This is a genomic window from Lutimaribacter pacificus (genome assembly GCF_900142185.1).
In the GTDB taxonomy this organism is placed as follows: domain Bacteria; phylum Pseudomonadota; class Alphaproteobacteria; order Rhodobacterales; family Rhodobacteraceae; genus Lutimaribacter; species Lutimaribacter pacificus.
The window spans coordinates 88,813-115,168 of sequence record NZ_FQZZ01000008.1; the positions used below are offsets into that span (position 1 = coordinate 88,813).

20 protein-coding genes are annotated in these 26,356 nt (G+C 67.7%); 16 read left to right on the top strand and 4 right to left on the bottom strand.

The annotated features are described in order from the left end of the window. Window positions 1-8 precede the first annotated feature (8 nt). The 10 genes from F3H87_RS17630 (at window position 9) to F3H87_RS17675 (ending at window position 13,072) form a co-directional block, all read left to right on the top strand. Window positions 9-1,178: a D-alanyl-D-alanine carboxypeptidase family protein gene (locus F3H87_RS17630; RefSeq protein ID WP_149789079.1), complete on the top strand. Its 1,170-nt coding sequence runs from the start codon at window positions 9-11 to the stop codon at window positions 1,176-1,178. Beyond that, window positions 1,175-1,813, top strand: a complete 639-nt coding sequence (gene tmk, locus F3H87_RS17635; RefSeq protein WP_149789078.1) for a dTMP kinase — start codon at window positions 1,175-1,177, stop codon at window positions 1,811-1,813. The genes F3H87_RS17630 and tmk overlap by 4 nt, the downstream gene beginning before the upstream one ends. After that, window positions 1,810-2,928 carry a DNA polymerase III subunit delta' gene (locus tag F3H87_RS17640; protein WP_149789077.1) on the top strand — a complete coding sequence of 373 codons (1,119 nt, stop codon included), beginning with the start codon at window positions 1,810-1,812 and terminating at the stop codon, window positions 2,926-2,928. The genes tmk and F3H87_RS17640 overlap by 4 nt, the downstream gene beginning before the upstream one ends. 15 nt (window positions 2,929-2,943) lie before the next feature. After that, complete coding sequence (locus tag F3H87_RS17645; protein ID WP_149789076.1) at window positions 2,944-3,750, top strand: TatD family hydrolase; 807 nt, start codon at window positions 2,944-2,946, stop codon at window positions 3,748-3,750. After that, window positions 3,750-4,547, top strand: coding sequence for an MBL fold metallo-hydrolase (locus F3H87_RS17650; protein ID WP_149789160.1), 798 nt, complete (start codon window positions 3,750-3,752; stop codon window positions 4,545-4,547). Before F3H87_RS17645 ends, F3H87_RS17650 begins: the two co-directional genes overlap by 1 nt. A gap of 87 nt (window positions 4,548-4,634) precedes the next feature. Then, window positions 4,635-5,564, top strand: coding sequence for an AEC family transporter (locus tag F3H87_RS17655; protein WP_149789075.1), 930 nt, complete (start codon window positions 4,635-4,637; stop codon window positions 5,562-5,564). Window positions 5,565-5,678: 114 nt separating this feature from the next. After that, window positions 5,679-7,478: an autotransporter assembly complex protein TamA gene (locus F3H87_RS17660; protein WP_223228115.1), complete on the top strand. Its 1,800-nt coding sequence runs from the start codon at window positions 5,679-5,681 to the stop codon at window positions 7,476-7,478. 62 nt (window positions 7,479-7,540) lie between these two features. Continuing rightward, window positions 7,541-11,305 (top strand): translocation/assembly module TamB domain-containing protein, encoded by a 3,765-nt coding sequence (locus tag F3H87_RS17665; protein WP_149789074.1) that lies wholly within the window; start codon window positions 7,541-7,543, stop codon window positions 11,303-11,305. 190 nt (window positions 11,306-11,495) lie between these two features. After that, the gene (locus tag F3H87_RS17670) at window positions 11,496-12,386 is read left to right on the top strand and encodes a cation diffusion facilitator family transporter (protein WP_149789073.1); all 891 of its coding nucleotides are present in this window, start codon (window positions 11,496-11,498) and stop codon (window positions 12,384-12,386) included. Window positions 12,387-12,730: 344 nt separating this feature from the next. Further along, window positions 12,731-13,072 (top strand): hypothetical protein, encoded by a 342-nt coding sequence (locus F3H87_RS17675; RefSeq protein WP_149789072.1) that lies wholly within the window; start codon window positions 12,731-12,733, stop codon window positions 13,070-13,072. Window positions 13,073-13,498: 426 nt separating this feature from the next. Here the strand turns inward: F3H87_RS17675 and F3H87_RS17685 are convergent, their stop codons facing one another. Further along, window positions 13,499-14,671: an acetate/propionate family kinase gene (locus tag F3H87_RS17685; RefSeq protein WP_262974989.1), complete on the bottom strand. Its 1,173-nt coding sequence runs from the start codon at window positions 14,669-14,671 to the stop codon at window positions 13,499-13,501. Beyond that, complete coding sequence (locus tag F3H87_RS17690) at window positions 14,671-16,059, bottom strand: bifunctional enoyl-CoA hydratase/phosphate acetyltransferase (protein WP_149789070.1); 1,389 nt, start codon at window positions 16,057-16,059, stop codon at window positions 14,671-14,673. The genes F3H87_RS17685 and F3H87_RS17690 overlap by 1 nt, the downstream gene beginning before the upstream one ends. 215 nt (window positions 16,060-16,274) lie before the next feature. On the opposite strand from F3H87_RS17690, the gene F3H87_RS17695 reads away from it, so the two are divergent. The 3 genes from F3H87_RS17695 (at window position 16,275) to dacB (ending at window position 19,876) form a co-directional block, all read left to right on the top strand. Continuing rightward, the gene (locus F3H87_RS17695) at window positions 16,275-16,886 is read left to right on the top strand and encodes a nicotinate-nucleotide adenylyltransferase (RefSeq protein ID WP_149789158.1); all 612 of its coding nucleotides are present in this window, start codon (window positions 16,275-16,277) and stop codon (window positions 16,884-16,886) included. Window positions 16,887-17,299: 413 nt separating this feature from the next. Beyond that, window positions 17,300-18,157, top strand: a complete 858-nt coding sequence (locus F3H87_RS17700) for an alpha/beta fold hydrolase (protein ID WP_149789069.1) — start codon at window positions 17,300-17,302, stop codon at window positions 18,155-18,157. Window positions 18,158-18,379: 222 nt separating this feature from the next. Further along, a complete protein-coding gene (dacB, locus tag F3H87_RS17705; protein ID WP_149789068.1) occupies window positions 18,380-19,876 on the top strand; it encodes a D-alanyl-D-alanine carboxypeptidase/D-alanyl-D-alanine endopeptidase in 1,497 nt (498 codons plus the stop codon). A 374-nt stretch (window positions 19,877-20,250) separates the two neighbouring features. Here dacB and F3H87_RS17710 read toward each other — a convergent pair whose 3' ends face one another. Together F3H87_RS17710 and F3H87_RS17715 are read right to left on the bottom strand one after the other, a co-directional pair. Next, window positions 20,251-20,814, bottom strand: a complete 564-nt coding sequence (locus F3H87_RS17710) for a flavin reductase family protein (RefSeq protein WP_223228116.1) — start codon at window positions 20,812-20,814, stop codon at window positions 20,251-20,253. A 72-nt stretch (window positions 20,815-20,886) separates the two neighbouring features. Beyond that, window positions 20,887-21,312 carry a tellurite resistance TerB family protein gene (locus F3H87_RS17715; protein WP_149789067.1) on the bottom strand — a complete coding sequence of 142 codons (426 nt, stop codon included), beginning with the start codon at window positions 21,310-21,312 and terminating at the stop codon, window positions 20,887-20,889. 120 nt (window positions 21,313-21,432) lie between these two features. On the opposite strand from F3H87_RS17715, the gene F3H87_RS17720 reads away from it, so the two are divergent. The 3 genes from F3H87_RS17720 (at window position 21,433) to F3H87_RS17730 (ending at window position 26,273) form a co-directional block, all read left to right on the top strand. After that, a complete protein-coding gene (locus F3H87_RS17720) occupies window positions 21,433-23,010 on the top strand; it encodes a lysine--tRNA ligase (protein ID WP_149789066.1) in 1,578 nt (525 codons plus the stop codon). A gap of 201 nt (window positions 23,011-23,211) precedes the next feature. Next, complete coding sequence (locus F3H87_RS17725) at window positions 23,212-23,628, top strand: VOC family protein (RefSeq protein ID WP_149789065.1); 417 nt, start codon at window positions 23,212-23,214, stop codon at window positions 23,626-23,628. Window positions 23,629-23,987: 359 nt separating this feature from the next. Continuing rightward, window positions 23,988-26,273, top strand: a complete 2,286-nt coding sequence (locus tag F3H87_RS17730; protein ID WP_149789064.1) for a glycosyl hydrolase family 28-related protein — start codon at window positions 23,988-23,990, stop codon at window positions 26,271-26,273. Window positions 26,274-26,356 lie beyond the last annotated feature (83 nt).

A 26,356-nucleotide genomic window follows, 5' to 3' on the forward strand; every position in this document is an offset into this window, starting at 1 on the left:
TCGCTGCCATGATCCGCATCGCCAAACGCGTTCTTGCCCCGCTTCTGGCGAGCCTGCTGCTTGCCCTGCCGGCGCAGGCTTTCGACACACGCGCCACGGCCGCCTTCGTGCTGGACATGAAGACCGGCACGATCCTGCTGTCGAAAAACGCCGACCGGCCCTTGCCCCCGGCCTCGATGTCCAAGCTGATGACGCTCTACATGGCGTTCGAGGCGGTGCGCGATGGCCGCCTGCGGCTTGAGGAAGAGCTGCCGGTGTCCAGCCACGCCATGAGCTATGGCGGCTCGACCATGTTCCTCGACACCACCGACCGCGTCAGCGTCGAGGATCTGCTGCGCGGGATCATCGTGCTGTCGGGCAACGACGCCTGCGCCGTCATCGCCGAAACCCTCAGCCCCGACGGCACCGAGGACGGGTTCGCCCGGCTCATGACGCAGCGCGCGCAGCAGATGGGCATGACCAATTCGACCTTCAGGAACTCGAACGGCTGGCCCGCCGAGGGCCATGTCATGTCGATGCGCGACCTGGCCCTGCTGGCCCGCCGCCTGATCGAGGATTTTCCCGATTTCTACCCGATGTTCGCCGAAGAGGAATTCGCCTTCGACGGCCGCGCGCCGCAGAACACGCGTAACCGCAACCCGCTTCTGGGGCTGGGAATCGGCGCCGACGGGCTCAAGACCGGGCACACGCAAGAGGCGGGGTATGGCCTTGTCGGTTCGGCCAAGCAGGGGGACCGCCGCATCGTCTTTGTCCTGTCCGGCCTGCCCAGCGTCCAGAACCGCGCCGAGGAAAGCCAGGCCATCGTCAACTGGGCCTTTCGCCAGTTCGCCGAACGCCGGCTTGCACAGGGCGGCGAACTGATCGCCGAGGCCAATGTCTGGATGGGGGCCGAGCCCAAGGTCGGGCTGGTGCCCGCCACGGACCTGACCGCGCTGGTGCCGGTCCTGGGCGGCGACGAGATCGAGGCCGAGGTGGTCTATACCGGGCCGATCCGCGCGCCCATCGAGAAGGGGCAGCAACTGGCCGAGCTGATCCTCGCCCCCGAGGGCCTGCCCGAAACCCGCATACCGCTGGTGGCCGACCGCGCCATCGAACGCGGCGGCTTCGTCTCGCGGATCACCACCGCCTCGTCCGTTCTGCTGCGCAAGCTGAACGAAGGGCCCGAGGGCGCGTTTTGACGCCTGCCCCCGCCACGCCCGCGCGGTTCATCAGCTTCGAAGGGATCGACGGGTCGGGCAAATCCACCCAGGCGCGGATGCTGGCCGACACGTTGCGCGCGCACGGGCATGACGTGGTGCTGACGCGCGAACCCGGCGGCAGCCCCGGCGCCGAGGAAATCCGCCGCCTCGTGCTCGAAGGCGACCCCGACCGCTGGTCGCCGGAAACCGAGATCCTGCTGTTCACCGCCGCCCGGCGCGATCACCTGGAACGCACGATCTGCCCCGCGCTGGACGCCGGGAAAATCGTGATCTGCGACCGTTTCGCCGACAGCACGCGGATGTACCAGGGCCTGCGTGGGCCGGGCCTGCGCGCGCAGGTCGACGCGCTGCACGACCTGATGATCGGGCAGGAACCCGACCTGACCGTGCTGGTCGACATGGACCCCGAAACCGGGCTGTCGCGCGCGCTGGGGCGCAATGGCGGCGAGGAACGGTTCGAAACCTTCGGGCAGGATCTGCAGGCGCGGATGCGCGCGGGCTTTCGCGACCTTGCAGCACAGCACCCCGACCGCATCGTCACGGTGAACGGCGCGCAGGATGTCGATGCGGTTGCGGCGGATGTGCTGACCGTCGTAGAACCGCGCCTGAGATGAGCGACAGCGACACGCCAGAACCCGACCGCATCGACGGCGCCCCCCACCCCCGCGAAACCGCGCGGGTGATCGGGCAGAATGCGGCCCAGCGCGCCTTCCTCGACAGCTACAATTCCGGCCGGCTGCACCATGGCTGGCTGCTGACCGGCCCGCGCGGCGTGGGCAAGGCGACGCTGGCCTGGGCCATCGCGCGCTTCCTGCTGGCCACCCCCGACGCGCAGGAGGACGGGCTGTTCGGCGCCCCGCCACCGCCCGCGTCGCTGGATGTCGATCCCGAACACCCGGTCGCCCGGCGCATCCTCGCGCGTTCGGAACCGGGGCTGTTTCACATCACCCGCACGGTCAACGAAAAGACGAAACGCCTGCGCGACCAGATCGTTGCGGACGACGTGCGCAGCCTCAACCGTTTCATGTCGCTCTCATCCGCCGATGGCGGGCGGCGTGTCGTCATCATCGACAGCGCCGACGAGATGAACACCCAGGCCGCCAACGCGCTGCTGAAAATGCTCGAAGAGCCGCCCGCGCGCACCACGCTTCTGCTGGTCAGCCACCAGCCCTCGCGCCTGCTGCCGACGATCCGCTCGCGCTGCCGCGAATTGCGGCTGTCGACGCTCTCGCCCGACGACATGGCGCTGGCACTGGCGCAGGCCGGGGCAGACACCCCCGCCGACACCGCCGCGCTGGCCGAGCTTGGCGCCGGCTCGGTGGGCGAGGCGGTGCGCCTGATCAATCTCGACGGGCTGAAGATCTATGCCGAGCTGGTGGCGCTCTATGCCACCCTGCCCCGGCTGGATCGCCAGCGCGCCCTGAAACTGGCCGAGGCCGCCGCCGCCCGCGGGGCCGAGGCGCGGCTGGATCTGCTGTTTCACCTCAACGACCTGCTGCTGACCCGGCTGGCGCGCGCCGGCGCAATGGGCCAGCCGCCCGCGACCGAGGCCGCACCGGGCGAGGCCGCCCTGCTCGCCCGCCTGTCCCCCGGCCCGCGGCAGGGCCGCGCCTGGGCGGAACTGGCGCAGACGATCAGCGCGCGGGTGGGCCATGCGCGGGCAGTCAACCTTGACCCCGTGGCCCTTGTCCTAGATACGGTTTTCAAGATTCAGCAAACCGCCGCGTGACGCGCGAAGGACGCTATGACCGACATACCCGAAATCACCGACAGCCATTGCCACCTGGATTTCCCCGACTTCGCGGATGAACTGCCCGACGTGATCGCGCGCGCCACCGACGCGGGCGTGACGCGCATGGTGACGATCTGCACGAAACTGCGGCTGGAACCGCAGGCCCGCGCGATTGCCGAGCAAAACCGCGCGGTTTTCTACGCCGCCGGCACCCACCCGATGAGCGCGGCCGAGGAACCCATGACCTCGGTGGACGAGCTGGTGCGCCTCTCGCAACACCCGAAATTCGTTGGGCTGGGCGAAACCGGGCTCGATTACCACTACACCGCCGACTCGGCCGAGGTGCAAAAGCAATCGCTGCGCATCCATATCCAGGCGGCGCAGGAAACCGGCCTGCCGCTGATCATCCACTCCCGCGCCGCCGACGATGACATGGCCGCCATCCTGACCGAAGGGTTCCGCGCCAAGCCCTATACTTGCGTCATGCATTGCTATTCCTCTGGCCCCGAACTGGCGCGCACCGCGCTGGAGCTGGGCTTTTACCTGTCGATGTCGGGCATCGGCACCTTCCCCAAATCGGCCGAGCTGCGCGACATCTTCGCCGCCGCGCCGGTCGACCGGGTGCTGGTGGAAACCGACGCGCCCTACCTTGCGCCGAAACCCTGTCGCGGCAAGCGCAACGAACCCGCCTATACCGTGCACACCGCGCAGGTCGCGGCCGGGCTTTACGGCATGGATTACGCCGAATTCGCCGCGCAGACGCAGGCGAATTTCGACCGGCTGTTCCGGAAGGCCGCCCGGTGGAGGGCCGCCGCCTGATGGCCGAGTTGCGCTTTACCATCCTGGGCTGCGGATCGTCCGGCGGGGTGCCCCGGCTTGGCGGGCACTGGGGCGATTGCGACCCCGCGAACCCCCGCAACATCCGCCGCCGCTGCTCGATGCTGGTCGAACGCGAAACCGGGGACGGCATCACCCGCGTGCTGATCGACACCTCGCCCGACCTGCGCAGCCAGTTGCTCGACGCCGGCGTGGGCGAGCTGGACGGCGTGATCTGGACGCATTCGCACGCCGACCACGTGCACGGGCTGGACGATCTGCGCATGATCGTCTTCAACATGCGCCGCCGCCTGCCCGTCTGGGCCGATGGCGACACCCAGAACGACCTGTTCTCGCGCTTCGGCTATGCCTTCATCCAGCCCGACGACAGCCCCTATCCCCCGATCCTCGACATGCACACGATCAAGGGCGACGTCACGATCGGGGGCGCGGGCGGCGCGATCACCCTGACCCCGTTCAAGGTCAATCACGGCGCGATCGACGCGCTGGGATTCCGGGTGGGCGACCTGGCCTACCTGCCCGATGTGGCGCGGATCTACGACGATGCCTGGCCGATGCTGCAGGGGCTGGATTGCTGGGTGCTCGACGCGCTGCGCCGCACGCCGCATCCCACCCATTCGCACCTGGAACAATCGCTCGACTGGATCGCACAGGCCGCCCCCCGGCGCGCGGTGCTGACCAACATGCATATCGACCTCGATTACCAGACGGTCGCCGACGAAACCCCCGATCACATCACCCCCGCCTATGACGGCATGGTGATCCGATACGCGGTCTGACCCGATGCGCGCGCCCGCCCCTTCATCTTGCCCGAAATACTCCCGCCGGAGGCGTCCTGCCCGTGCCGCCGGCGCGACGGTGCGGTAATGCAGGCGCTGCTCGATATCATCCTGCCGGTCTTTGCCGTGGTGGGCTTCGGCTATGTCGCGGTCTGGCGCGGTTTCCTCGGCAACGGCACCATCGACGGGCTGATGGTGTTTACCCAGAATTTCGCCATCCCCGTCCTGCTGTTCAAGGCGATCTCGACCCTCGACCTCGGCCAGAGCTTCGACCTCGAGCTGCTGCTCAGCTTCTATACCGGCTCGGTCACCGGGTTCACCGTGGGGCTGCTGGGCGGGCGCTACCTGTTCGGGCGCGACTGGGAGGATGCGGTCGCCATCGGCTTTACCTGCCTGTTCGCCAATTCGCTGATGCTGGGCCTTGCGATGACCGAACGCGCCTATGGCCCCGACGCGCTGCAGGCCAACTATGCCATCGTCGCGCTGCATTCGCCGTTCTGCTTCGGCATCGGCATCACCGCGATGGAGATCGCCCGCGCCCGCGGCGCCCCTGCCCGCGCGCTGCCCGGCAAGGTGCTGCGCGCGATGTTCCGCAACGCGCTGGTGATCGGCATAGTGCTGGGTTTTGCCGTCAACCTGGGTGGCGTGCCGCTGCCCGGTGCGCTGACCGGCGCGCTGGACATGATCGTGCGCGCGGCCATTCCCTGCGCGCTGTTCGGCATGGGCGGCGTGCTTTACCGTTATCGCCCCGACGGCGATTTCCGCATCATCGCCTATGTCTGCGCGGTCTCGCTGCTGCTGCATCCCGCGATCACCTGGACGTTGGGCACGCTGACCGAGCTGTCGACCGACGCGCTGCGCTCGGCGGTGCTGACCGCGTCGATGGCGCCGGGGGTCACCGCCTATGTCTTTGCCAACATGTATGGCCGCGCGCAGCGGGTGGCGGCCTCGTCGGTGCTGATCGCCACGGTGCTGTCGGTGGGCACGATCTGGCTCTGGCTGGATATCCTGCCCTGAAGCCGTTGCAAGCCATCACATTTCCGCCGATCGCCGAAATCCCGATGGTCCTTGGCGCGCGCAGGTTCTATGCTGCGAACCATGGGACCGAACCGGGGGCGGGAACAGAATTTCGTGGGCAGATTTCGCTGCATTCCTTGGCTGATGTCGCTGGCATTGACAGTTGGCCCGATACCGTCCGCGCAGGCGTTCGAACGGCTGAGCCTGTCGCTTGACGGGGCGCAGAACGAGGATCTCCAGGACGACCTGAACGCCGCCTCGGTGCTGCGCGCCGCCCGGCGCGAGGGAACCGAGGCGCCGCAGGACGTGCTGTCGGCGGCGCTGAGCGACTATGCCCGCCTGCTCGAAGTGCTTTATGCGCAGGGCTATTACAGCGGCCGGATCTCGATCCGCATCGACGGGCGCGAGGCCGCGCTGATCCCGCCGCTGGAAACGCCCGCGCGGATCGGCACGGTGGCCATCCGCGTCGATCCGGGGCGGCCGTTCCGTTTCGGCACCGCCAGCATCGCACCGCGCGCGCCCGGCAGCACCCCGCCGCCCGAGTTCCGCACCGGCGAACGGGCCCGGTCGCTGGTGGTGCAGGACGCGGTGCAGGGCGCGGTCGGCGACTGGCGCAGCGCCGGATACGCCAAGGCCGCGGTTGCCGGGCAGCAGATCACCGCCAACCATGCGACCCGCCGGCTGGATGCCCGCGTCACGCTGGCCCCCGGCCCGCATGTCACCTTCGGCCGGTTGCAGGTGCAGCCGGGCAGCCGGGTCAGCACCCGCCGCGTGCGCAAGATCGCCGGCCTGCCCGAGGGCGAGCCGTTTTCGCCCGAGGCGCTGGACCGCGCGGCCCAGCGGCTGCGGCGCACCGGCGCCTTCCGCTCGGTCGAGCTGGCCGAGGGCACGGTGGTGCCCCCGGAAAACCGCATGGACGTCACCGCGCGGCTGGTCGACGAAAGGCCCCGCCGCTTCGGCGCGGGCGCCGAGCTGAGCAGCTTCGAGGGGCTGCGGCTGAGCGCCTTCTGGCTGCACCGCAACCTGCTGGGCGGGGCCGAGCGGCTGCGCATCGAGGGCGAGGTCGCGGGCATCGGCGGGCAGACCGGCGGCACCGACTACCGGCTTGGCGTGCGCGGCGAGCGCCCGGCCAGCTACGGCCCCGACACCAGCTTCTGGTTCGAGGGCGAGATCGAGCGCCTGGACGAGCCCGATTACTTCACCGACCGCGCCAGCATCACCGTGGGCGCGCATCACATCTTTTCCGACACGCTGAGCGCCGATCTGGGCCTGGGGCTGGAAACCGAGGAAACCCGCGACGATTTCGGCACGCGCGATTTCACCCTCGTCACCCTGCCCGTCGACCTGACCTGGGACCGCCGCGACGACATCCTGAACCCCACGAGCGGCACCTTCCTGAATGCCGACATCACGCCGTTCTACGCGCTCAAGGGGGCCGATGACGGGGCGCGCATCACCTTCGACGCCCGCGGCTATCGCGCGCTGGACGAAGAGGCGCGTTTCGTGCTGGCCGGGCGGCTGCAATTCGGCAGCGTGCTGGGCGCGGGGATCGACAAGACGCCGCCGCGTTTCCTGTTCCATTCGGGCGGCGGCGGCACCGTGCGCGGCCAGCCCTACCAGTCGCTGGGGATCGAGATCGGCGGCAACGAAACCGGCGGGCGCAGTTTCCTGGGCGTGTCGGGCGAGTTGCGCGCGCGGGTCAGCGACGCGATCAGCATCGTGGGCTTTGCCGATGCGGGTTACATCGGGGCCGAGGAATTCTATGACGGCTCGGGCGAATGGCACGCGGGTGCCGGGCTGGGCCTGCGTTACGACACGATCGTGGGGCCGATCCGGCTGGACGTGGCGGCGCCGGTCTCGGGCGATACCGGCGAGGGCGTGCAGATCTATATCGGGATCGGGCAGGCGTTTTGAGGGCGCAGCGCACATATCGGCGAAACCGCGCGGTCCGGGCGCTGTTCTGCGCGGTTTTTGCGGTGCTGCTGTGGCCCGCCACGGCCCCGGCGCAGGACGAATCCGCGCGCGATCGCGGCATCCTGCAGGCCTTTCTCGAAGACAACCTGTCCGGCGCGGGCCGCACCGTGCGGATCGAGGGGTTCGAAGGCGCCTTGTCGGGCCGCGCCACCATCGACGAGCTGACCATTGCGGATGCCGATGGCGTGTGGCTGACCCTGCGCGACGCGGTGCTGGACTGGAACCGCGGCGCGCTGCTGTCGGGGCGGCTGGAGGTGGCCGAACTGTCGGCGGCCGAACTGCTGATCCCGCGCGCGCCCCGCACCGAACCCGCGCCGCCCTCGCCCACCGCCGGCGGCGGCTTTGCCCTGCCCGAACTGCCGGTGGCGATCAATGTCGAGGAACTGGCGCTCGACCGGGTGGAGCTGGGCGCGGCACTGTTCGGGCAGGCGGCAGTGGTCGCGCTGGAAGGCAATGCCGCGCTGTCGGGCGGCGAGGGCGAGGCCGAACTGCGCCTGACCCGGCTCGACGGGCCCGAGGGGCTACTGGAACTGACCGGCGGCTATGCCAACGAAACCCGGAACCTGGCTCTGTCGCTGCTGGTCCGCGAAGGGCCCGACGGCATCGCCGCCACCCTGATGGACCTGCCCGGCAAGCCGTCGCTGGACCTGCGCATCGCGGGCGAAGACCCGATCGACGATTTCCGCGCCGAGATCGGCCTTGCCACCGATGGCGAGGAACGGCTGGCCGGGACGGTCGAACTGGTCACCACGCAGGACGACGCGGTGCAAGAGGGCGACATCCCCGCCCCCACCCGCCGGATCAGCGCCGATCTGAGCGGCGATATCGCCCCGGTCTTTGCCCCGCAGTATCGCGCCTTCTTCGGCCCGGAAATCGCGCTGCGCGTCGACGCGGTGCGGCAGCCCGACGGGCGGCGGTTGCTTGAGGCGCTGGAATTGAGCGCCCGCGCGATCCGGCTCAGCGGCAGCGGCGCCATCGCGGCGGATGGCTGGCCCGAACGGCTGGACCTGACCGGGCAGGTGGCCGACCCCGACGGTGGCGACGTGCAGGTGCCGCTGGGCGAGGATGGCCTGACGCTGGGGCAGGCCGACCTGCGGCTGGCCTATGACCGGGCCAGCGGCGACCGCTGGCAGTTGCGCGCCGAGGCGCGCGATGCCGTGCAATCCGACACCCGGATCGGCCTGCTGCAACTGGATGCCGGGGGCCGGCTGGCCCCGCCCGAGGGTGGCGGCGCGGGCGCATTCGGCGGCACCCTGCGCCTGTCTGCCGAGGGGCTGGCCCTGCCCGACCCGGCGCTGGAGCAGGCGGTGGGGGATGCGATCACCGGGCAGATGGGGTTCGACTGGGCCGAGGGCGCGCCGTTCTCGATCACCGGCCTGCGGCTGGCGGGGGCGGATTACGGGCTGACGGGCGATGCGCTGCTGCGCCTGCCCGAGGCCGGGCTGGACCTGCTGGCGGATGTCGACCTGCGGCTCGATGCGCAGAACCTGGCGCGGTTCGGCGCGCTGGCGGGGGTGCCGCTGGGCGGTCAGGCCGGGCTGCGCATCCGCGGCGATGCCGCCCCCGTCGCGGGCGAGGCCGACCTGGCGTTCGACGGCACCACGCGCGACCTGGCGCTGGGACAGCCGCGTATCGACCCGCTGTTGCAGGGCGACGGGCGGCTGCGGATGCGGGTGCGCCGCGACACCGAAGGCACGGAGATCGAGGGGCTGGAAATCGCCACCGCCCATGCCCGGATCGCCGCGAATGCGCGGCTTGGCGCCGAGACCGGCCAGTTCGACGTGACCGCCGCGCTGACCGACACCGCGCGCATCCAGCCGGGGCTGTCCGGGCCATCGCGGCTGCGCGCCGAGGGGCGCGGCACCGGCGGCGGCACGGATTGGGAGGTGACCGCCGAGGCCAGCCTGCCGGGGGATGCCACGCTGTCATGGCAGGGGCGGATCGCAGACCTTGACACCGCCGCGCAACTGGCCGGGCAGGCCGAAATGGAGATCGGCAGCCTGTCGCCCTATACCGCGCTGGCCGGGCGGCCGCTGGGCGGGGCGCTGTCGGCCACGGCGGATATCGACGCCGCGCTCGACACCCTGTCGGGCACGATCGGCCTGCAGGCCAGCAGCCGCGACCTGACGCTGGGCCACCCCTATGCCGACCTGCTGCTGCGCGGCGAGGGCGATTTGCAGACGGGCCTGCGCCGCGACCGCGCGGGGCGGATCAGCGTCGAGGACCTGCAACTGACCACCCCGGCCCTGACGCTCGAGGCCGATGGCGAGATGACCGACACCGACCAACGCGTGACGGCATCGCTGCGGCTGGCCGATGGCGGCATATTCGCGCCGGAACTGTCGGGGCCGATACAGATCGGCGGCCGCGCCATGCGCGGGTCGGGCGACTGGCGCCTTGGCGTGACCGGCACCGCGGCGGGCGGGGCCACGCTGGCGGTAAGCGGCGATGTCGCGCCGGATTTCAGCCGCGCCGCACTGGCGATGACGGGACGCGCGCCGCTGGGGCTGGCCAACGAACGGCTGCGCCCGCGCGCCATCAGCGGGATCGCCGCCTACGACCTGCAGCTGGACGGGCCGCTGGCGCTGTCCTCGCTGTCGGGCCGGATCAGCACCGCCGGCGCCCGCCTGACCCTGCCGGAGCTGAACCTGGCGCTGGAGGGGATCGACACGCAGGTGTCGCTGGCCTCGGGGCGTGCGCAGATCACCGCAGGCGCGGCGGTCTCCAGCGGCGGGCGGCTGGACGTGACCGGCGGCCTGGGCCTGTCGGCGCCGTTCCCGGCCGACCTGCGCGTCGTCGCGCAGGAGGTCGGGCTACGCGAGGCGCGGCTTTACGAAACCTCGGCGAGCGGCGAGATCACCGTGACCGGCCCGCTGACCGGCGGCGCGCGGATCGCGGGCCTGCTGGAGCTGGGGCCTGCCGAGCTGCGGGTGCCGGCCTCGTCCGGTGTGGGCTATGCCGGGCTGCCGGGGCTGCGCCACGTGAACGAACCGGCGGCGGTGCGGCAGGTGCGGCAATGGGCGGGGATCGTCGAAGAGCCGGGCAACGGCGTGGGCGCGGGCGGCGGCGCGGCCTATCCTGTCGACCTGACGATCCGCGCGCCATCGCGCATCTTCGTGCGCGGGCGCGGGCTGGATGCGGAACTGGGCGGGCAGTTGCGTCTGCTGGGCACCACCGCGGCGCTGGTGCCGCAGGGCCGGTTCGAACTGGTGCGCGGGCGGCTCGACATCCTGGGCCAGCGGCTGACGCTGGACGAAGGCGTGCTGCAGTTGCAGGGCTCGTTCGATGCCTTCATCCGCTTTTCCGCCACCACCCAGACCGATGACGTCACGATCACGATTGCCATCGAAGGCCCGGCCAGCGCGCCCGAGCTTTCGCTGACCTCGGCCCCCGAACTGCCCGAGGACGAGGTTCTGTCGCAGCTTCTGTTCGGGCGCGACCTGACCGAGATTTCACCGCTGCAGGCGGTGCAACTGGCCAACGCGCTGGCGGTGCTGTCGGGGCGCAGCGGGCTGGGCATGGGCGGACGGCTGCGGGAATCGCTGGCGCTGGACGACCTGGACATCGGCACCGACGCCGACGGCAATGTCGAGGCGCGCGCGGGGAAATACCTGTCGGAAAACATCTATTCCGACGTGGTGGTGAATGGCGAGGGTGAGACCGACATCAACCTGAACCTCGAACTCAGCCCCAGCGTCACCGTGCGCGGGCGGCTGGGATCGGACGGCGATACCGGGCTGGGCATCTATTACGAGCGCGATTACTGAGCGCCGGGTATATTCCCGGGTGCCATAAACATGCAAAACCCGCGCGGTTTTCCGACGAAACCGCGCGGTTTCCGGGCAAAGCCGCCGCTCACGGACCCGTCCGGGCGCGATCTGCGGGCGCGGGACACCCGATTGCCAACAGGCGCGTGCGGGGATAGACTGGTCGTCCCCTCGTCCTTCGGAGGCGTCATTGTCCACAACCATCAGGCTCGCCATCGGGAGCATCCTTGTCGGCGCCCTCGTTCTGGCCATCAAGGGTCTGGCATGGTGGCTGACGGGATCGGTGGCCCTTTTCTCCGACGCCCTGGAAAGCACCGTCAATATGGCGACCGCTATCGCTGCGCTTATCGCGATCCGCGTGGCGGCAAGGCCGGCCGATGCCTCGCACCCCTATGGCCACCACAAGGCCGAGTTCTTCAGCGCCGTGCTCGAAGGGGTGATGATCATCATCGCGGCGCTGCTGATCCTGCGCGAGGCCTACGAGGGGTTCCTGAATCCCGTGGCGCTGGACCTGCCCGTCGAGGGGTTGCTGATCAACGGCGCAGCGACGGTGATAAACGCGGTCTGGGCCTGGGTTCTGATCAGCCGCGGACGCATCGCCCGCTCGCCGGCACTGGTCGCGGACGGCCAGCATCTTTTCACGGATGTCGTGACCTCGGTCGGCGTCGCGCTCGGTGTGCTTCTTGCCGTCGTGACCGGCTGGTGGGTGCTCGATCCGCTTATGGCCGCCCTCGTTGCGGTGAACATCCTCTGGTCCGGGTCAAAGGTCGTGCGGGAATCGCTCAGCGGCCTGATGGACGAGGCCGTTTCGCAGGAGACGCTCGACACCGTGCGCGCCATCATTTCCACCGAGGCGAACGGCGCGGTCGAGGCGCACGACCTTCGGACCCGGCACGCCGGCCAGGCGACCTTCATCGACTTCCATCTCGTCGTGCCCGGCGAGACGACGGTGTTCGACGCGCATGAGATCTGCGACCGTGTCGAAGCCGCGCTGAAGAAGGCCATCGAGGGTGCCCGGATCACCATCCATGTCGAGCCGGAGCACAAGCAGAAGCATTCCGGCATCGTCGTGCTCGACTGACCCCGGCCGCGCATCTGTCGCAGGTGTTGACCGGGACACGACTTCGGGCCTGCGCAGCGTTCATTCCGTGGAACTGGCGGGGGAACATCCCGGATTACGGCAAATGGCAGCTTCGCCCCCGCAAACCTGAGATCTGGCAGATTGTGCCCGATGACTGTCTTGCGCCCTGCCCCCCCCTTCCGAATGGTCCGCAACAGAGGGGCATCGCAGGTCGAAACGCGCGCTTTTCGAGAAACAGCATGAAAGCAAGCAACCACGCAGCGAAATCACCAATGTCAATCTTGAAAGTTGAAAATTTTCCATCTTCCATTTTTTTCTCTTGGATACTTAAAGGAGAATAGACAATGCAAAAAATTTTCATGCTTGCCGGTGTCGGCTTGCTTACCACTGCATGCGTTCAGGCGACGACCGAGATGGACCCTTTGACAGCCGCGATCTCGGGGAAATCGATCGTGGCAGGAAGTGGTGCAGTGGTGAACGTCGCTCCTAATGGGTCACTTACCGGGACTCTGCCCAACGGAACGGAGCTTGAAGGTGCATGGACCGTAAGGGATGGCGATTTTTGTCGAACGCTTACGGCACCGGACAACCTTGCCGGCACAAAATGCCAGGAAGCCGAACTCGGGGACGGGACAGTAACGCTGACGGACGCAGATGGCACATCCACTTTGTGGACCATCCAATAGGGACGACTGACACAGTCGCCCCTGACAAGGATCAGGTTTGCGAGCCGGCAACTCTATGGTTGCCGGCTCGATTGTTCTGCACGGTTTTCAAGGAACGACCCGCGCTTTCTTTGCTTCATCGGGTCAAAGCGGTTCGTTGAACGAACAGCCAGGGCCAGAGCACCCATGTGGCGCAAAACACTCGAAACTGACAGGTCGCGCAGAGAATTTCTGAATGTTTCAGATTTTTCGGACGTCTGCTTCGTCGGCAAACCAATTGTTTGACCGATTTCACCCACTGACGGCTTCCGCCCTGCCCCTTACGAACGGTCCGAAACCGAAGGGCATCGCAGGGCCGCGGCCGTGCGATGCCCGGGCCGCTGCGCGGCCGGTCCGGGCTGGGTGCATCGTTCGACCGGCGCCGCTCCGCCCGCCCACTCTGCCGCGTCACTCACCGGCGCGGGCGGCGGCGCGGGCGATGACCAGTTCCTCGTTCGTGGGGATAACCAGCACCCGCACGCGGCTGAAATCGCTGCTGATGACGGTTTCGTTGCGCGCGTTCGCCTCTTCGTCGATCTCGATGCCGATCCAGCCCATGCCGGTGCAGACCTCGTGGCGGATATGGGCCGAGTTCTCACCAATCCCGCCGGTGAACACCACCGCGTCCAGCCCGTCGAGCGCGGCGGCCAGCCCGCCCAGTTCGCGGCGGATGCGGAAGGTGAAATAGTCGATCGCCTGCCGCGCGCGCGGGTCGCCCGACGCCTCGAGCGTGCGCATGTCGTGGCTGATCCCCGACAGGCCCAGCAGGCCGGACTGCCTGTAGAGAAGGTCGGAAATCTCGGGGGCGCTCATCCCCTCCTGCTCCATCAGGTAGAGCAGCACGCCGGGGTCGAGCTGCCCCGAGCGCGTGCCCATCGGCAGCCCGTCGAGCGCCGAAAACCCCATCGTCGAGGCCAGCGAACGCCCCGCCAGCATCCCGCACATCGACGCGCCGTTACCCAGATGCGCCACCACCACCCGCCCGGCATGGAGCGTCGGCGCCATCTGCCGCAGCGCGCCCGAGATGTAATCGTAGCTGAGCCCGTGAAACCCGTAGCGGCGCACGCCCTTGTCGTAATAGGCGCGCGGCAGGGCGAAGGTGTCGTTGACGAAGGGATGCGCGCGGTGAAAGGCGGTGTCGAAACAGGCGACCTGCCGGGCCTGCGGAAACTCGGCCATCGCGGCCTGCACACCGGCCAGGTTGTGCGGCTGGTGCAGCGGCGCGAAGGGCACCAGCCTTTGCAGCCGCGTAATCACGTCAGGGGTCAGTTCGACCGGGTCGGCGAAATCGCGGCCGCCATGCACGATGCGGTGGCCCACCGCCACCACCTGCGCGTCGGGAAAGCGCGCCTCGATCTCGGCCAGGGCGGCGTGCAGCGCGCCGTGATGGTCGCGCGCCTGTTCGGGCGGCAGGTCAAGGTCGAGCATCCGTTCGCCCGCGGCGTTGCGCAGGCCCAGCCGTGCCGCGCCGCCGATCCGGTCGACCAGCCCGGTGGCCAGCGCCTGCGGGTCGGCCCCTGCGTCGAACAGCCCGAATTTCAGCGAGGACGACCCCGCGTTCAAAACCAGCACATGCGCCATCATACGCCCCCGGCCAGGCGGAAATGGTGCAGAGCCGCCACCGCGCAGGAGGCCAGCCGCGCCATGTCGCCATCGGCCCGGCTGTTGAGGATGATCGGCACCCGCGCGCCCAGCACCAGCCCCGCGGCCTCGGCATGGCTGATGAAGGCCAGTTGCTTGGCCAGCATGTTGCCCGCGTCGATATCGGGCACCACCAGCACCTCGGCCCGGCCCGCCACCGGCGAGGTCAGCCCCTTGGTGCGCGCCGCCGCGATATCCACGGCGTTGTCCATCGCCAGCGGCCCCTCGACCAGCCCGCCGGTGATCTGGCCGCGCTCGGCCATCTTCGACAGCAGCGCCGCGTCGATCGAGGACGGGATGTCGGGATTGACCGTCTCGACCGCCGACAGCACGCCGACCTTGGGTTCGTCGATACCGACCGACAGCGCAAGGTCGATGGCGTTCTGCACGATATCGACCTTGGTTTTCAGGTCGGGCGCGATGTTGATCGCGGCATCGGTCACCAGCAGCGGATGCGCGAGGCCCGGCACATCCATCACGAAGACATGGGTGAACCGGCGCCCCGCGCGCAGGCCCGACTGCTTGTCCAGCGTCGCGCGCAGCAATTGATCGGTGTGCAGGTGCCCCTTCATCAAGGCCTGCGCGCGGCCCTCGTTCACCAGCGCCACGGCGCGGCGGGCGGCCATGTCGTGATCGGGCACGTCGACAACGTCGACGCCCGCAAGGTCGGCCCCCGTTTCGGTGGCGCAGGCGGCGATCTTGCGGGCATCGCCCACCAGGATCGGCTCGATCAGCGTATGATCCCGCGCCAGCAGCGCGCCGCCCAGCGAATTGGGTTCCTCGGGGCAGATCACGGCGGTGACCAGCGCGGGCAGCGGTGCGGCCCTTTTCAGCAGTTTCTCGAAATGGCGGTGGCGCTGCACGATCAGGCCGGGCAGGTCGTGGCTGGAATAGCTGATCTTGCGGCGCGGCGCCTCGACCTCGGCCACGCCGGACAGGATCAGGGCGTCGTCACCGATGCGCCGCACCTCGGTCGCCAGCGTCACGGTGCAGGTCTTTTCGTTCTTGTCGGTCACGGTGACGCGGCTGAGCAGCTCGTCCCCGGCATGGGCGCGGCTGTGAAAGACAAGGCTTTGCGCGCGGTAAAGCGTGCCCGCCCCCGGCAGCAGGTTGCCCAGCACCGCCGAGACGAGCGCACCGACGAACATCCCCGGCGCCACCGCCTCGGGGACGCCATCGCCGTCGCCATCGACGTTGAACAGGTGCATCGGGTTGTGGTTGCCCGACACGTTGGCAAAGACCAGCAGGTCGTCCTGCGTGCACAGCCGGCGCAGTTCGCGGCTGTCGCCCACCTGCAATTCGTCGAAGGTGTGGTTTTCAATATGCATGGGCGGTCTCCGGCCGGGTAACGGGTATAAGCGGTAGCGGCTGCGCGCGCGATTGTCACCCTGCGCCATCTCCGTGACGTTGCGGCGACGGCGCGGCCTTGGCAGTTGCCGGGCGATCTGCCAAAGTCCGCGCCGGTGTGCGGGCGCAGGGAGCGGAAGGCATTGGCAGAACGGGCGGATTTCGGCAATGGGCGCGCGGGATGAGCGGCGTGTTGATGCGTCACGCGCTGCCCCATGCACGCGCCGGGCAGGCGATCGGCCTGCTGGGCGGGTCGTTCGACCCCGCGCATGAGGGCCACGCCCATATCACGCGCGAGGCATTGCGGCGCTTCGGCCTGGATGCCGTGTGGTGGCTGGTCAGCCCCGGCAACCCGTTGAAGGACGAAGGGCCCGCCGATATCGCGGCCCGCATCGCGCGGGCCCGCGAGGTGATGCAACATCCGCGCGTGACCGTCACCGATATCGAGGCGCGCACCGGGACGCGCTATACCGCCGAGACGCTGGGGGCGCTGACGCGGCTTTACCCCGGCGTGCGTTTCGTCTGGCTGATGGGGGCGGACAACCTGGCGCAGCTCGACCGCTGGCAGGACTGGCAGGAGATCATGGAGCATGTGCCGGTGGGCGTGCTCGCGCGGCCGGGGCAGCGGATATCCGCCCGCTCGTCCAAGGCGGCGCGCATCTATCGCGCCGCGAAACTGCCCGCGCGGGCATCGCACCGGCTGGCCTGGGGCGCGGCGCCGCGCTGGTGTTTCGTCAACGTGCCGATGGTGGACATCTCGTCAACGCGCATCCGCCGCTCGGGCGGCTGGCCGCATGCGGGGGCGTGAGGGGGGCTCACCCCGTATTGCGCACCATTCGGGAGGATCGGTGCAGAGTGTGGGGCCGCCAGCAGGAAAACAGACCAAAGATCTGATTTAGTGATATTTTCTTACGTCCAGACAGTTCGAAACAGAGGGCAGCGCAGGGCCGCGGTCGGGCGATCCGACCTTTGTGGTATGGCAGTTTATCGTGCCGCCACATCCTCCCTCAAACCGTGGCACTTGCGGCAGCCAATCGCCCGGCCGGGGGGCGGCCGTGCGATGCCCGGGCCGCTGCGCGGCTGTTCCGGGCGGGGTGTGACGTTCGGACGGTGGCTTTGTTCCGCGAAAGGGGTTGTCTGGCCGGTTTTGCCGGATGACGCCTGGAGTCCATTGTGGCCATTGGCGCGGAGAAGGGGTGCCGGTAATATGGCTGAGCGGCAATGACGGTGATCGAAATGCGTGTGGTTGAGCATCAGGGTATCAGGCTGACAACGGAAGCCTTTGGCGATCCGAATGATCCGCCGGTGCTTCTGGTTATGGGGGCCACCGCATCCATACTCGGCTGGCCCGATGAACTCTGCATCACGCTGGCCGAACGCGGACTCCATGTGATCCGTTACGATCATCGTGACACCGGCCAGTCGACGACAGTGCCACCGGGCGAAGCCACATATGCGGTGGAGGACTTGGCCGAAGATGCCATTGCCATCCTCGATGCCTACGGGATCGACAAGGCGCATCTGACCGGCATGTCGCTCGGCGGATACATCACGCAGATGCTGGCAGTCACGCAGCCGGAGCGCGTGGCCTCGCTGACCCTGATCGCATCCGAGCCGCTGGGTTGGGATGGCGCGGAACTGCCGCATATCTCCCAGGCATTTCTTGACCACTTCGGCACGCTTGCTTCTCTCGACTGGTCGGATCGCGGGGCCGTTGCGGATTTCCTGATCGAGAGCGAAAGGCTATGTGCCGGAGCAGGAGCGCCCTTCGATGAGGATCGCGAAAGGGCGCGCGTAGAGCGCGTAATGTCTCGAACCGACAGCCTGCCAAGCATGTTCAACCACGGCGCGCTTACCACCCGCGAGGACTGGACCGGACGGTTCCGGGAGATCGGTTGCCCCGTTCTGGTCATTCATGGCGCGGAGGACCCGATCCTGCCTGTCGAGAACGGGAGAGCCATTGCTGATGCCATACCCGGCGCATCGCTTACCGTTCTTGCCGGGACCGGACATGAGATACCCTTGATGGGAATCCCCGATATGGCAGAGCAGATCGCGGCTCATGTGCGAGGCTCGTGATTCTGACGTTGACGTAGCGCAATGACTGCTCCGTCCGCAGACCAGACGTCTGGTCGATTGTGCCCCCTAACGGCCCTGCCCCCTACTTCCAAATGGTTCGCAACACAGGACATCGCCCGGTCGGGGGGGCGGCTGTTCCGGGCAGGCGCATCGTTCATCCAACCTGAAAATGTGATCGTTGCCCGCTTGTCCGGCACGAAGCAGCAAGGCTAGTGTCTGGCCATGACGACCACGATCTCACGACGCTCTGTCCTGCTCGGCGCCGCGGCGGCGGGGCTTTTGCCCGCGGCCGCGCTGGCCGGTCCGCCCGCCACCTCGCTGCGTCCGGCGCTGCGCCCGGGCGATCATTTCCACAGGAAGATTCCCGAGGCGGCGAAGCTGATCGAGGCCGCGGGCCTCGGCGGGCAGGTCGGCTTTGCCGTGGCGGATGCGGCAACCGGGCTGATCCTGGAAACCCACGAGGCCACGACCGGCCTGCCCCCCGCCAGCGTCGCCAAGGCGATCACCGCGCTTTATGCGCTGGACCGGCTGGGGCCGGAACATCGCTTTGAAACACAGGTGCTGGCAACCGGGCCGATCGCCGGTGGCGTGCTGGAGGGCGACCTGGTGCTGGTGGGCGGCGGCGACCCGACGCTGGGCACCGACGCGCTGGCCGATCTTGCGCAGCAGATCAAGGCGGCGGGCCTGCGCGCGTTGCGGGGGCGGTTCCTGGTCTGGGGCGGCACGCTGCCCTTCGCGCGCGAGATCGACCCGGCGCAGCCCGCGCATGTGGGATACAACCCGGCGGTTTCCGGGCTGTCGCTGAATTTCAACCGGGTGCATTTCGAATGGCGCCGCCAGGGCGAAAGCTATGGCGTGACGATGGACGCCCGCTCCGAACGCTACCGCCCCGAGGTGCAGGTCGCGCGGATGACGGTCGTCGCCCGCGACATGCCGGTCTATACCTACGAGGATCAGGGCGGGCGCGACAGCTGGACGGTGGCGCAGGGCGCGCTTGGCAATGGCGGCGCGCGCTGGCTGCCGGTGCGGCGGCCCGCGCTTTATGCCGGCGAGGTGTTCCGCACCTTCGCCCGGTCGAACGGGATCGAACTGCCGCAGGAGCAGGAGGCCGACACCCTGCCCCCCGGCACGGTGCTGGCCCGCCACCAGAGCGTGCCGCTGCGCGAGATCCTGCGCGACATGCTGAAATACTCCACCAACATCACCGCCGAAATGGTCGGCATCGCCGCCAGCCAGTCGGGCGGGACGCGGATGCCGGACCTGCGCGCCTCGGCCACAGAGATGGGCCGCTGGGCGCGGCTGCGGATGGGGATGCAGGACGTGGGGTTCGTCGACCATTCGGGGCTGGGCGACGCCTCGGGGGTTACCGCCGGTGCGATGGTGCAGGCACTGACGCGGGCGGCGCAGGACAACCGGCTGCGCCCGCTTCTGAAGGAGGTCCGGCTGCGCGACGGGAACGGCGGCATCGCCCGCGACCACCCGATTTCGGTGGAGGCCAAGACCGGCACGCTGAATTTCGTAAGCTCACTGGCCGGTTACATGACGACGAAGGACGGCACCGAGCTGGCCTTTGCGATCTTCACCGCCGACGAGGACACCCGCGCCGCGATCCCCAGGGCCGAACGCGAACGCCCCCGCGGCGCCCGCGACTGGAACCGCCGCTCGAAGATCCTGCAACAGGCGCTGATCGAACGCTGGGGGGCGATGTACGGGGAATGAGGGGGGAGTGGCTGAGCGTATGTTGTGTGGACGGAGCCGCCGGTCGAACCTCGCGCCCCGCCCGGAACAGCCGCGCAGCGGCCCGGGCATCGCACGGCCGCCCCCCGGCCGGGCGGTTGGCAGCCGCAGGCACTTCACTTTGAGGGAGGATGTGGCGGCGCGATAAAGTGACAGCCACATAGGTTGGATCGCCCGACCGCGGCCGTGCCATGCCCTCTGTCGCGCTCAACGTGGCATGTCGGCTCAGGGCTCGATCCGGCCATTGTCTGCATACCGCATCAATGACTTCCGAGCGGACCTTTTCCACCGTTCGAAAGGATTGCCCGGGCCGCTGCGCGGCAGTTCCGGGCGGGTGTCAGACAGCGCCCGGCCACCTACAGCCCCGCGGGGAGCTTGGCGCGCATGGCCGCGCGTCGGTCGAACCGCTCGCCATCGGCGGTGAAGGTTCCGTCGCCGACGGCATGGAGCAGCCGCGTATCCCTCCGGTCGGGGTCGATATGGGCGGCGACGCCCCGAAGCAGCACCAGGTCGAGCCGTTCGACGATCTCCTCGACGCGGCATTCGATATTGGCGAGGCACTCGCCGATCAGCGGCGCCCCGACATGCTGCGCTGGCAAGGGGGTAAGGCCGAACCGGTCGAACTTGTCGGTATCGGCGCCCGAACACATCCCGACGCCGACGACCGTGTCGATCATGTCGGCGGTGGGAATGGCGAGCACGCATTCGCGGGTCTCGCTCAACCCATCCCAGGAATGGTTCCACGGCCCGGTGGTCAGCGCGAAGGTGGCGTCGAACCCACGAACCATCGTCCAGGTGATGGTCATGATGTTGGGTCGCGTCCCGTCATGGGTCGTGACCAGGACAACCGGCCCGGGTTCGATCAGGGTGAAGGCGTGGGACAGCGGCAGCGGGTCCATCGGTAGTGTCCTTTCGGTCATGGGCGCGCAGGCCCCTTGATGAAATCGCACGCCCCCTGACAGCTTCGGCGGGCAAAAGCGCCCTGCGCCGGCTTACCCCCGCATGTGCCTTGCCCGGCTGCCGCGTTCGATGGCGGCGGCGTGCAGGCGGTCGATATTCAGCTCATAGCGGATCTCTTCCAGAAGGCGCAGTTCGGCCTCTTCGATCGTGCCGTCGGCGGCGGCCACGTCGCAGGCCAGCGCGTAGGCGGTTTCGAACAGGTGCTCGGGCAGGTTGTCGCGCACCAGCCCGAAAAGCGCATCCAGCCCGTCCTCGACCGCAAACAGGTCGAACACCACCTGCGCCATCACGTTCATGCGGTCGATGTCGTATTCGGCGAAGATCGGCAGGTTGTTCACCGCCGACTGGATCTTGACCAGCTCCGAGGTGCGCATGTTTTCATCCGAGGCCGAAACCGCGATCATCACCGCCACGAGGCAGTCCTGCGGAGAGAGCGGATGGGGGATCTGGTCGGTCATCGGGGTTTCCTTGGACATGAGGCATGTTGCAGCGCAGAATATTGACTGTGACGGGCCGCTTCAATAGGAAGCGGCGGTCTGCCGCGCATTGGGCGCGGGACGGACGGATGGAGCCATAAAATGACCGACCTGCGCGACGCAGCCCTGAATTCCAAAGCCTGGCCTTTCGAAGAAGCGCGCAAGCTGGTCAAACGTTATGAAAAGGCGCCGCCCGAAAAGGGCCATGTGCTGTTCGAAACCGGCTATGGCCCGTCGGGCCTGCCGCATATCGGCACCTTCGGCGAGGTGTTGCGCACCACGATGATCCGCCGCGCGTTCGAGGTGATCTCGGACATCCCGACGCGGCTGATCTGTTTCTCGGACGACCTGGACGGGATGCGCAAGGTGCCCGACAACGTGCCCAACCCCGAGATGCTGCGCGAGCATCTGCAGCGCCCGCTGACCTCGGTCCCCGATCCGTTCGGGGAATACGACAGCTTCGGCGACCACAACAACGCGATGCTGCGGCGGTTCCTGGATACGTTCGGCTTCGAATACGAGTTCTATTCGGCGACCGAGTTCTACAATACCGGCCAGTTCGACGAGGTGCTGCTGCGCGCCGCGGAACGCTATGACGATATCATGGCGGTGATGCTGAAATCGCTGCGCGAAGAGCGTCAGCAGACCTATTCGATCTTCCTGCCGATCCACCCGGAAACCGGCCGCGTGCTTTATGTGCCGATGAAGCATGTGGATGCACAGGCGGGCACGATCACCTTCGACGACGATACCGGCCGGGAATGGACGCTGCCGGTGACGGGCGGCCAGGTGAAGCTGCAATGGAAACCCGATTTCGGCGCCCGCTGGGCCGCGCTGGACGTGGATTTCGAGATGTATGGCAAGGATCACAGCACCAACACGCCGATCTATGACCGCATCTGCGAGATCCTCGGCGGCAAGAAGCCCGAGCATTTCACCTACGAGCTGTTCCTGGACGAGAACGGCGAGAAGATCTCGAAATCCAAGGGCAACGGGCTGACGATCGACGAATGGCTGAGCTATGCCTCGACCGAAAGCCTGTCCTATTTCATGTACCAGAAGCCCAAGACGGCGAAACGGATGCATTTCGACGTGATCCCGCGGGCGGTGGACGAGTATCACCAGCAATTGCGCGCCTTCCCCGATCAGGACGCGGCGCAGCAACTGGCCAACCCGGTCTGGCATATCCATAACGGCAACCCGCCGGAAAGCCGGATGGTGGTGCCGTTCTCGATGCTGCTGAACCTGGCCTCGGTGTCCTCGGCCGAGGACAAGGACCGGATGTGGGGGTTCATCCGCCGCTATGCGCCCGAGGCGAGCCCCGAAACCCATCCCGACCTTGACCAGGCGGCGGGGTTCGCGGTGCGCTATTACAACGATTTCGTGAAACCGGCCAGGACCTATCGCGCGCCCACCGACCTGGAGCGCGAGGCGCTGGAGGATCTGCGCGACCGGCTGAAAGGCTGGGAGGGCGGGCTGGACGCGGAAGAGCTGCAAAGCCTGGTCTTTGCCGTGGGCCGCGACAGGTTCGACCCGCTGCGCGACTGGTTCAAGGCGCTGTACGAGGTGCTGCTGGGCGCCAGCCAGGGCCCGCGCTTCGGCGGGTTCATCGCGCTTTACGGGGTGGACGAGACCATCGCGCTGATCGACGCGGCACTGGCGGGCGAGCTGGCCGCCTGAGCCTTTCGGCCGGGCGGTGCCCTATGTTGCGAGCACCTGTTGAAACCACCGGGACAGGGTTGGTTTCCGCCATCATTGCACCAACGTCGCCTTGGGGGAGCGTTCAACAAAAGCCCATTCTTCTGAGAAAACCTGTATGTTGGCGCTGTTCCAGCACGAGTGATCCCGTTACGACAATCGGACTCCGAAAGGACACGCAGCATGATTGCCTACGTTACCGTCGGTGCTGATGACATCGCACGCGCGAAACGGTTTTACTCTGCATTCCTGCCCGCCCTCGATTACGAATTGAAGGAGGGGCCTGAAGGTCTGAGTTACGCGCTGCCCGTAAAACCGGGCCAGTCTCCTGTTCTGCCGGATTTCTACGTCAAACCAACCTTCGATGGACGCCCGGCCTCGGCCGGGAACGGCACCATGATCGCATTCGAGGCGCGCAGTCAAAAGCAGGTTCGTGAGCTTCACTCAGCCGCGCTTGCGGCGGGCGGATCGGACGAGGGCCAACCGGGTTTTCGTGACTCGTATGGACCGCACTTTTACGTCGGCTACCTGCGCGATCCTCAAGGCAACAAGATCGCACTGTTTTCCAACGATCCGAGCGAACCCGGACGCGACGGATGACATAGGTGACACGGGCGGCAAATGCCATTCGCCGCATTGCAGAGGATCGGTAAAACGGCGCTGCAAGCCTGCATCGCACAAAATCGGCCAGCCGTCCCCTTTCGCGTGACAAAGCCGCCGTTGGGGCGGTTTGCGACAAAGGACATCGCACGGCCGTGATCGGGCGATCCGACATTTGTGACTGGCAGTTTATCGTGCCGCCACTTCCTTCCTCGGACCGTGGCACTGGCGGCTGCCAATCGCCCGGCCGGGGGGCACCGTCACGGTGGTCTCAGCCTGCGTTAACCGACCATTGGTATTCCCTTTCGCCGATCACGCGGCCCAGGCGGTGCGCCGCGCTTACGTGGAAGGGGAACCGAATGAACAAGGCGATTACCGACGGGCTGGTCTTCATGCCGCCGGCCTTTGCGGAGGGGTTGCAGCACTGGTCGCGCGGCGACGGCACGCCGGGCTCGGACAGCTATGACGGGGCGGCGGACGCGGCGCTGGTGCCGGCGGATGCGGATTTCGGCGGCTGCCTTGAACTGCTCAAGACCCAGACCGTGCAAAAGCTGCGCTTTACCGGACAGACGCCCATTCTGCCGGGCTGCTACCTGCGCATCCGCGCGCGCGTCAAGGCGGTCAGCGGCAACCTGCCCTCGGTCCGCATCGCGGGCTGGGCGGGCACGGCGGGCGAGGCGCATCTGTCCGGCGTGACCGAAATCGGGCCGCAGGTGACGCTGCAGAGCTATGGCAAGGTGGCCGAGATCAGCGCCATCGTCGGCACGGGGCTGCGCGACGGGGTGGACATGGCCTGGGGCCGCGCGGCGATCTATGGCCATTTCGGGCTGGACCTGACCGGCCCGGTGGGCGGCGTGGTGCGGATCGACGATATCGAGATCGAGGATGTCACCGGCGTCTTCCTGCGCGACATGCTGGGCTGGGTCGATGTGCGCGATTTCGGGGCCGTGGGCGATGGCGTCACCGATGACAGCGCCGCCTTCGAGGCCGCGGATGCCGCCGCGGGCGGGTTGTCGGTGAAAGTGCCCGCGGGCACCTATCTGCTGGCCGACAGCGTGACCTTCGAAAACCGGGTCACCTTCGAGGGCCGGGTGGTGATGCCCGACGACAAGATCCTGTCGCTGACCCGTAATTTCGACCTGCCCGCCTATATCGACGCGTTCGGGGACGAGGTGCTGGCGTTCAGAAAGGCGTTTCAGGCGCTGCTGAACAATTCCGACCACGAAAGCCTGGACATGGGCGGGCGGCGGATCAGCGTGCACGGGCCGATCGACATGCAGGCGGCGGTGGCGAACCGCAGCGAATACGCCCAGCGCCGCCATATCCGCAACGGCCAGTTCTATGTCGAGCCGTCGCCGGACTGGGACACGCAGGTGATGACGAGCCAGGCCAGCTATTCGCCCGCCAACCCGCTGGAGCTGACCAACGTGGTCAACGTGGCCAACATCCCCGTGGGCGCGCTGGTCGAGGGCGGCGGCGTCGGGCGCGAGGTTTATGTGCGCGAAAAGAACATCGCCCAACAGCGCATCACCCTGTCGATGCCGCTTTACGATGCGGCGGGCACGCAGGCTTTTACCTTCCGCCGGTTCAAATACGTTCTGGATTTCAGCGGGTTCGAGAAACTGTCGAAATTCTCGATGTCGGATATCGAGTTCCAGTGCCGGGGCCGGGCCAGCGGCATCCTGCTGGCGCCCGCCGGGCTGATCTTTCAGGTGCGGGACTGTTTCTTTACCTCGCCGCTGGACCGCGCGATCACCAGCCCCGGGCTGGGATGCCAGGGGATGCTGGTGGACCGCTGCCAGTTCCTGTCGAACGAGACCGGGATGCGGGCGCAGGACCGCGTGTCGGTCGCGCTGAACGCCAATGCCAACGACGTCAAGCTGCGCGACAACCGCATCACCCAGTTCCGGCATTTCGCGGTGCTGGGCGGCACCAGCAGCATCATCCTCGGCAACCACTGGTTCCAGGGCGACGACGAGCCCGAGGGCGTGCGCACCGCCGGGCTGGTGCTGACCTCCACCCATAACCGCGCCACGATCACCGGGAACTATATCGACAACTGTTCGATCGAATGGTCGAACGAGCATGACCCCGACCCGGGCTTTGCCAGTGAATTCTCGTTCTCGGGGCTGAATGTCTCGGACAACATATTCCAGGCCATCGGGGTGGCGCCGTGGTTCCGGTTCTTCGTGGTCAAGCCGCATGGCGCGGGGCATTTCATCAGCGGGCTGAACATCTCGGGCAACGTCTTTCGCGCGATCCGGGGCGATATCGACCGGGTCGAGCATGTGGACACCTCCTTTGCCGATCTGGACTATACGCGGATGCGCAACATCACGGTGGCTGGCAACATGTTCAACTCGGTCGTGCAGGGGATCGTGAACCCGGCGGTCATCCTGCACGAACAGAACACGCTGGCCGAAACCTGGGCGGTGGATTGCGCGGGGCCCCTGCCCTTTGGCGGCCATGCGCAGACTGTCGAGGCGCTGGTGCCGCGTTCGAAAATAAAGAACGCCGCGAATGTCAGTCGCCACGAACTGCCTTACGTGAGCACCGAACAGGGCCCGGCGCGCGACCGGGTGACGCTGAGCTTTCCGCAGGCGGTGAGCGGGGTCTATGGCGTGAGCGTGCGGATGGACAACTGACGGGGGGCGCGCCGGGGTGTTGCGGCGACCCGTTGAAACCGCAACCCTGAGTCGGCATTTCCGGTGGAGCGTAACAGAAGGGC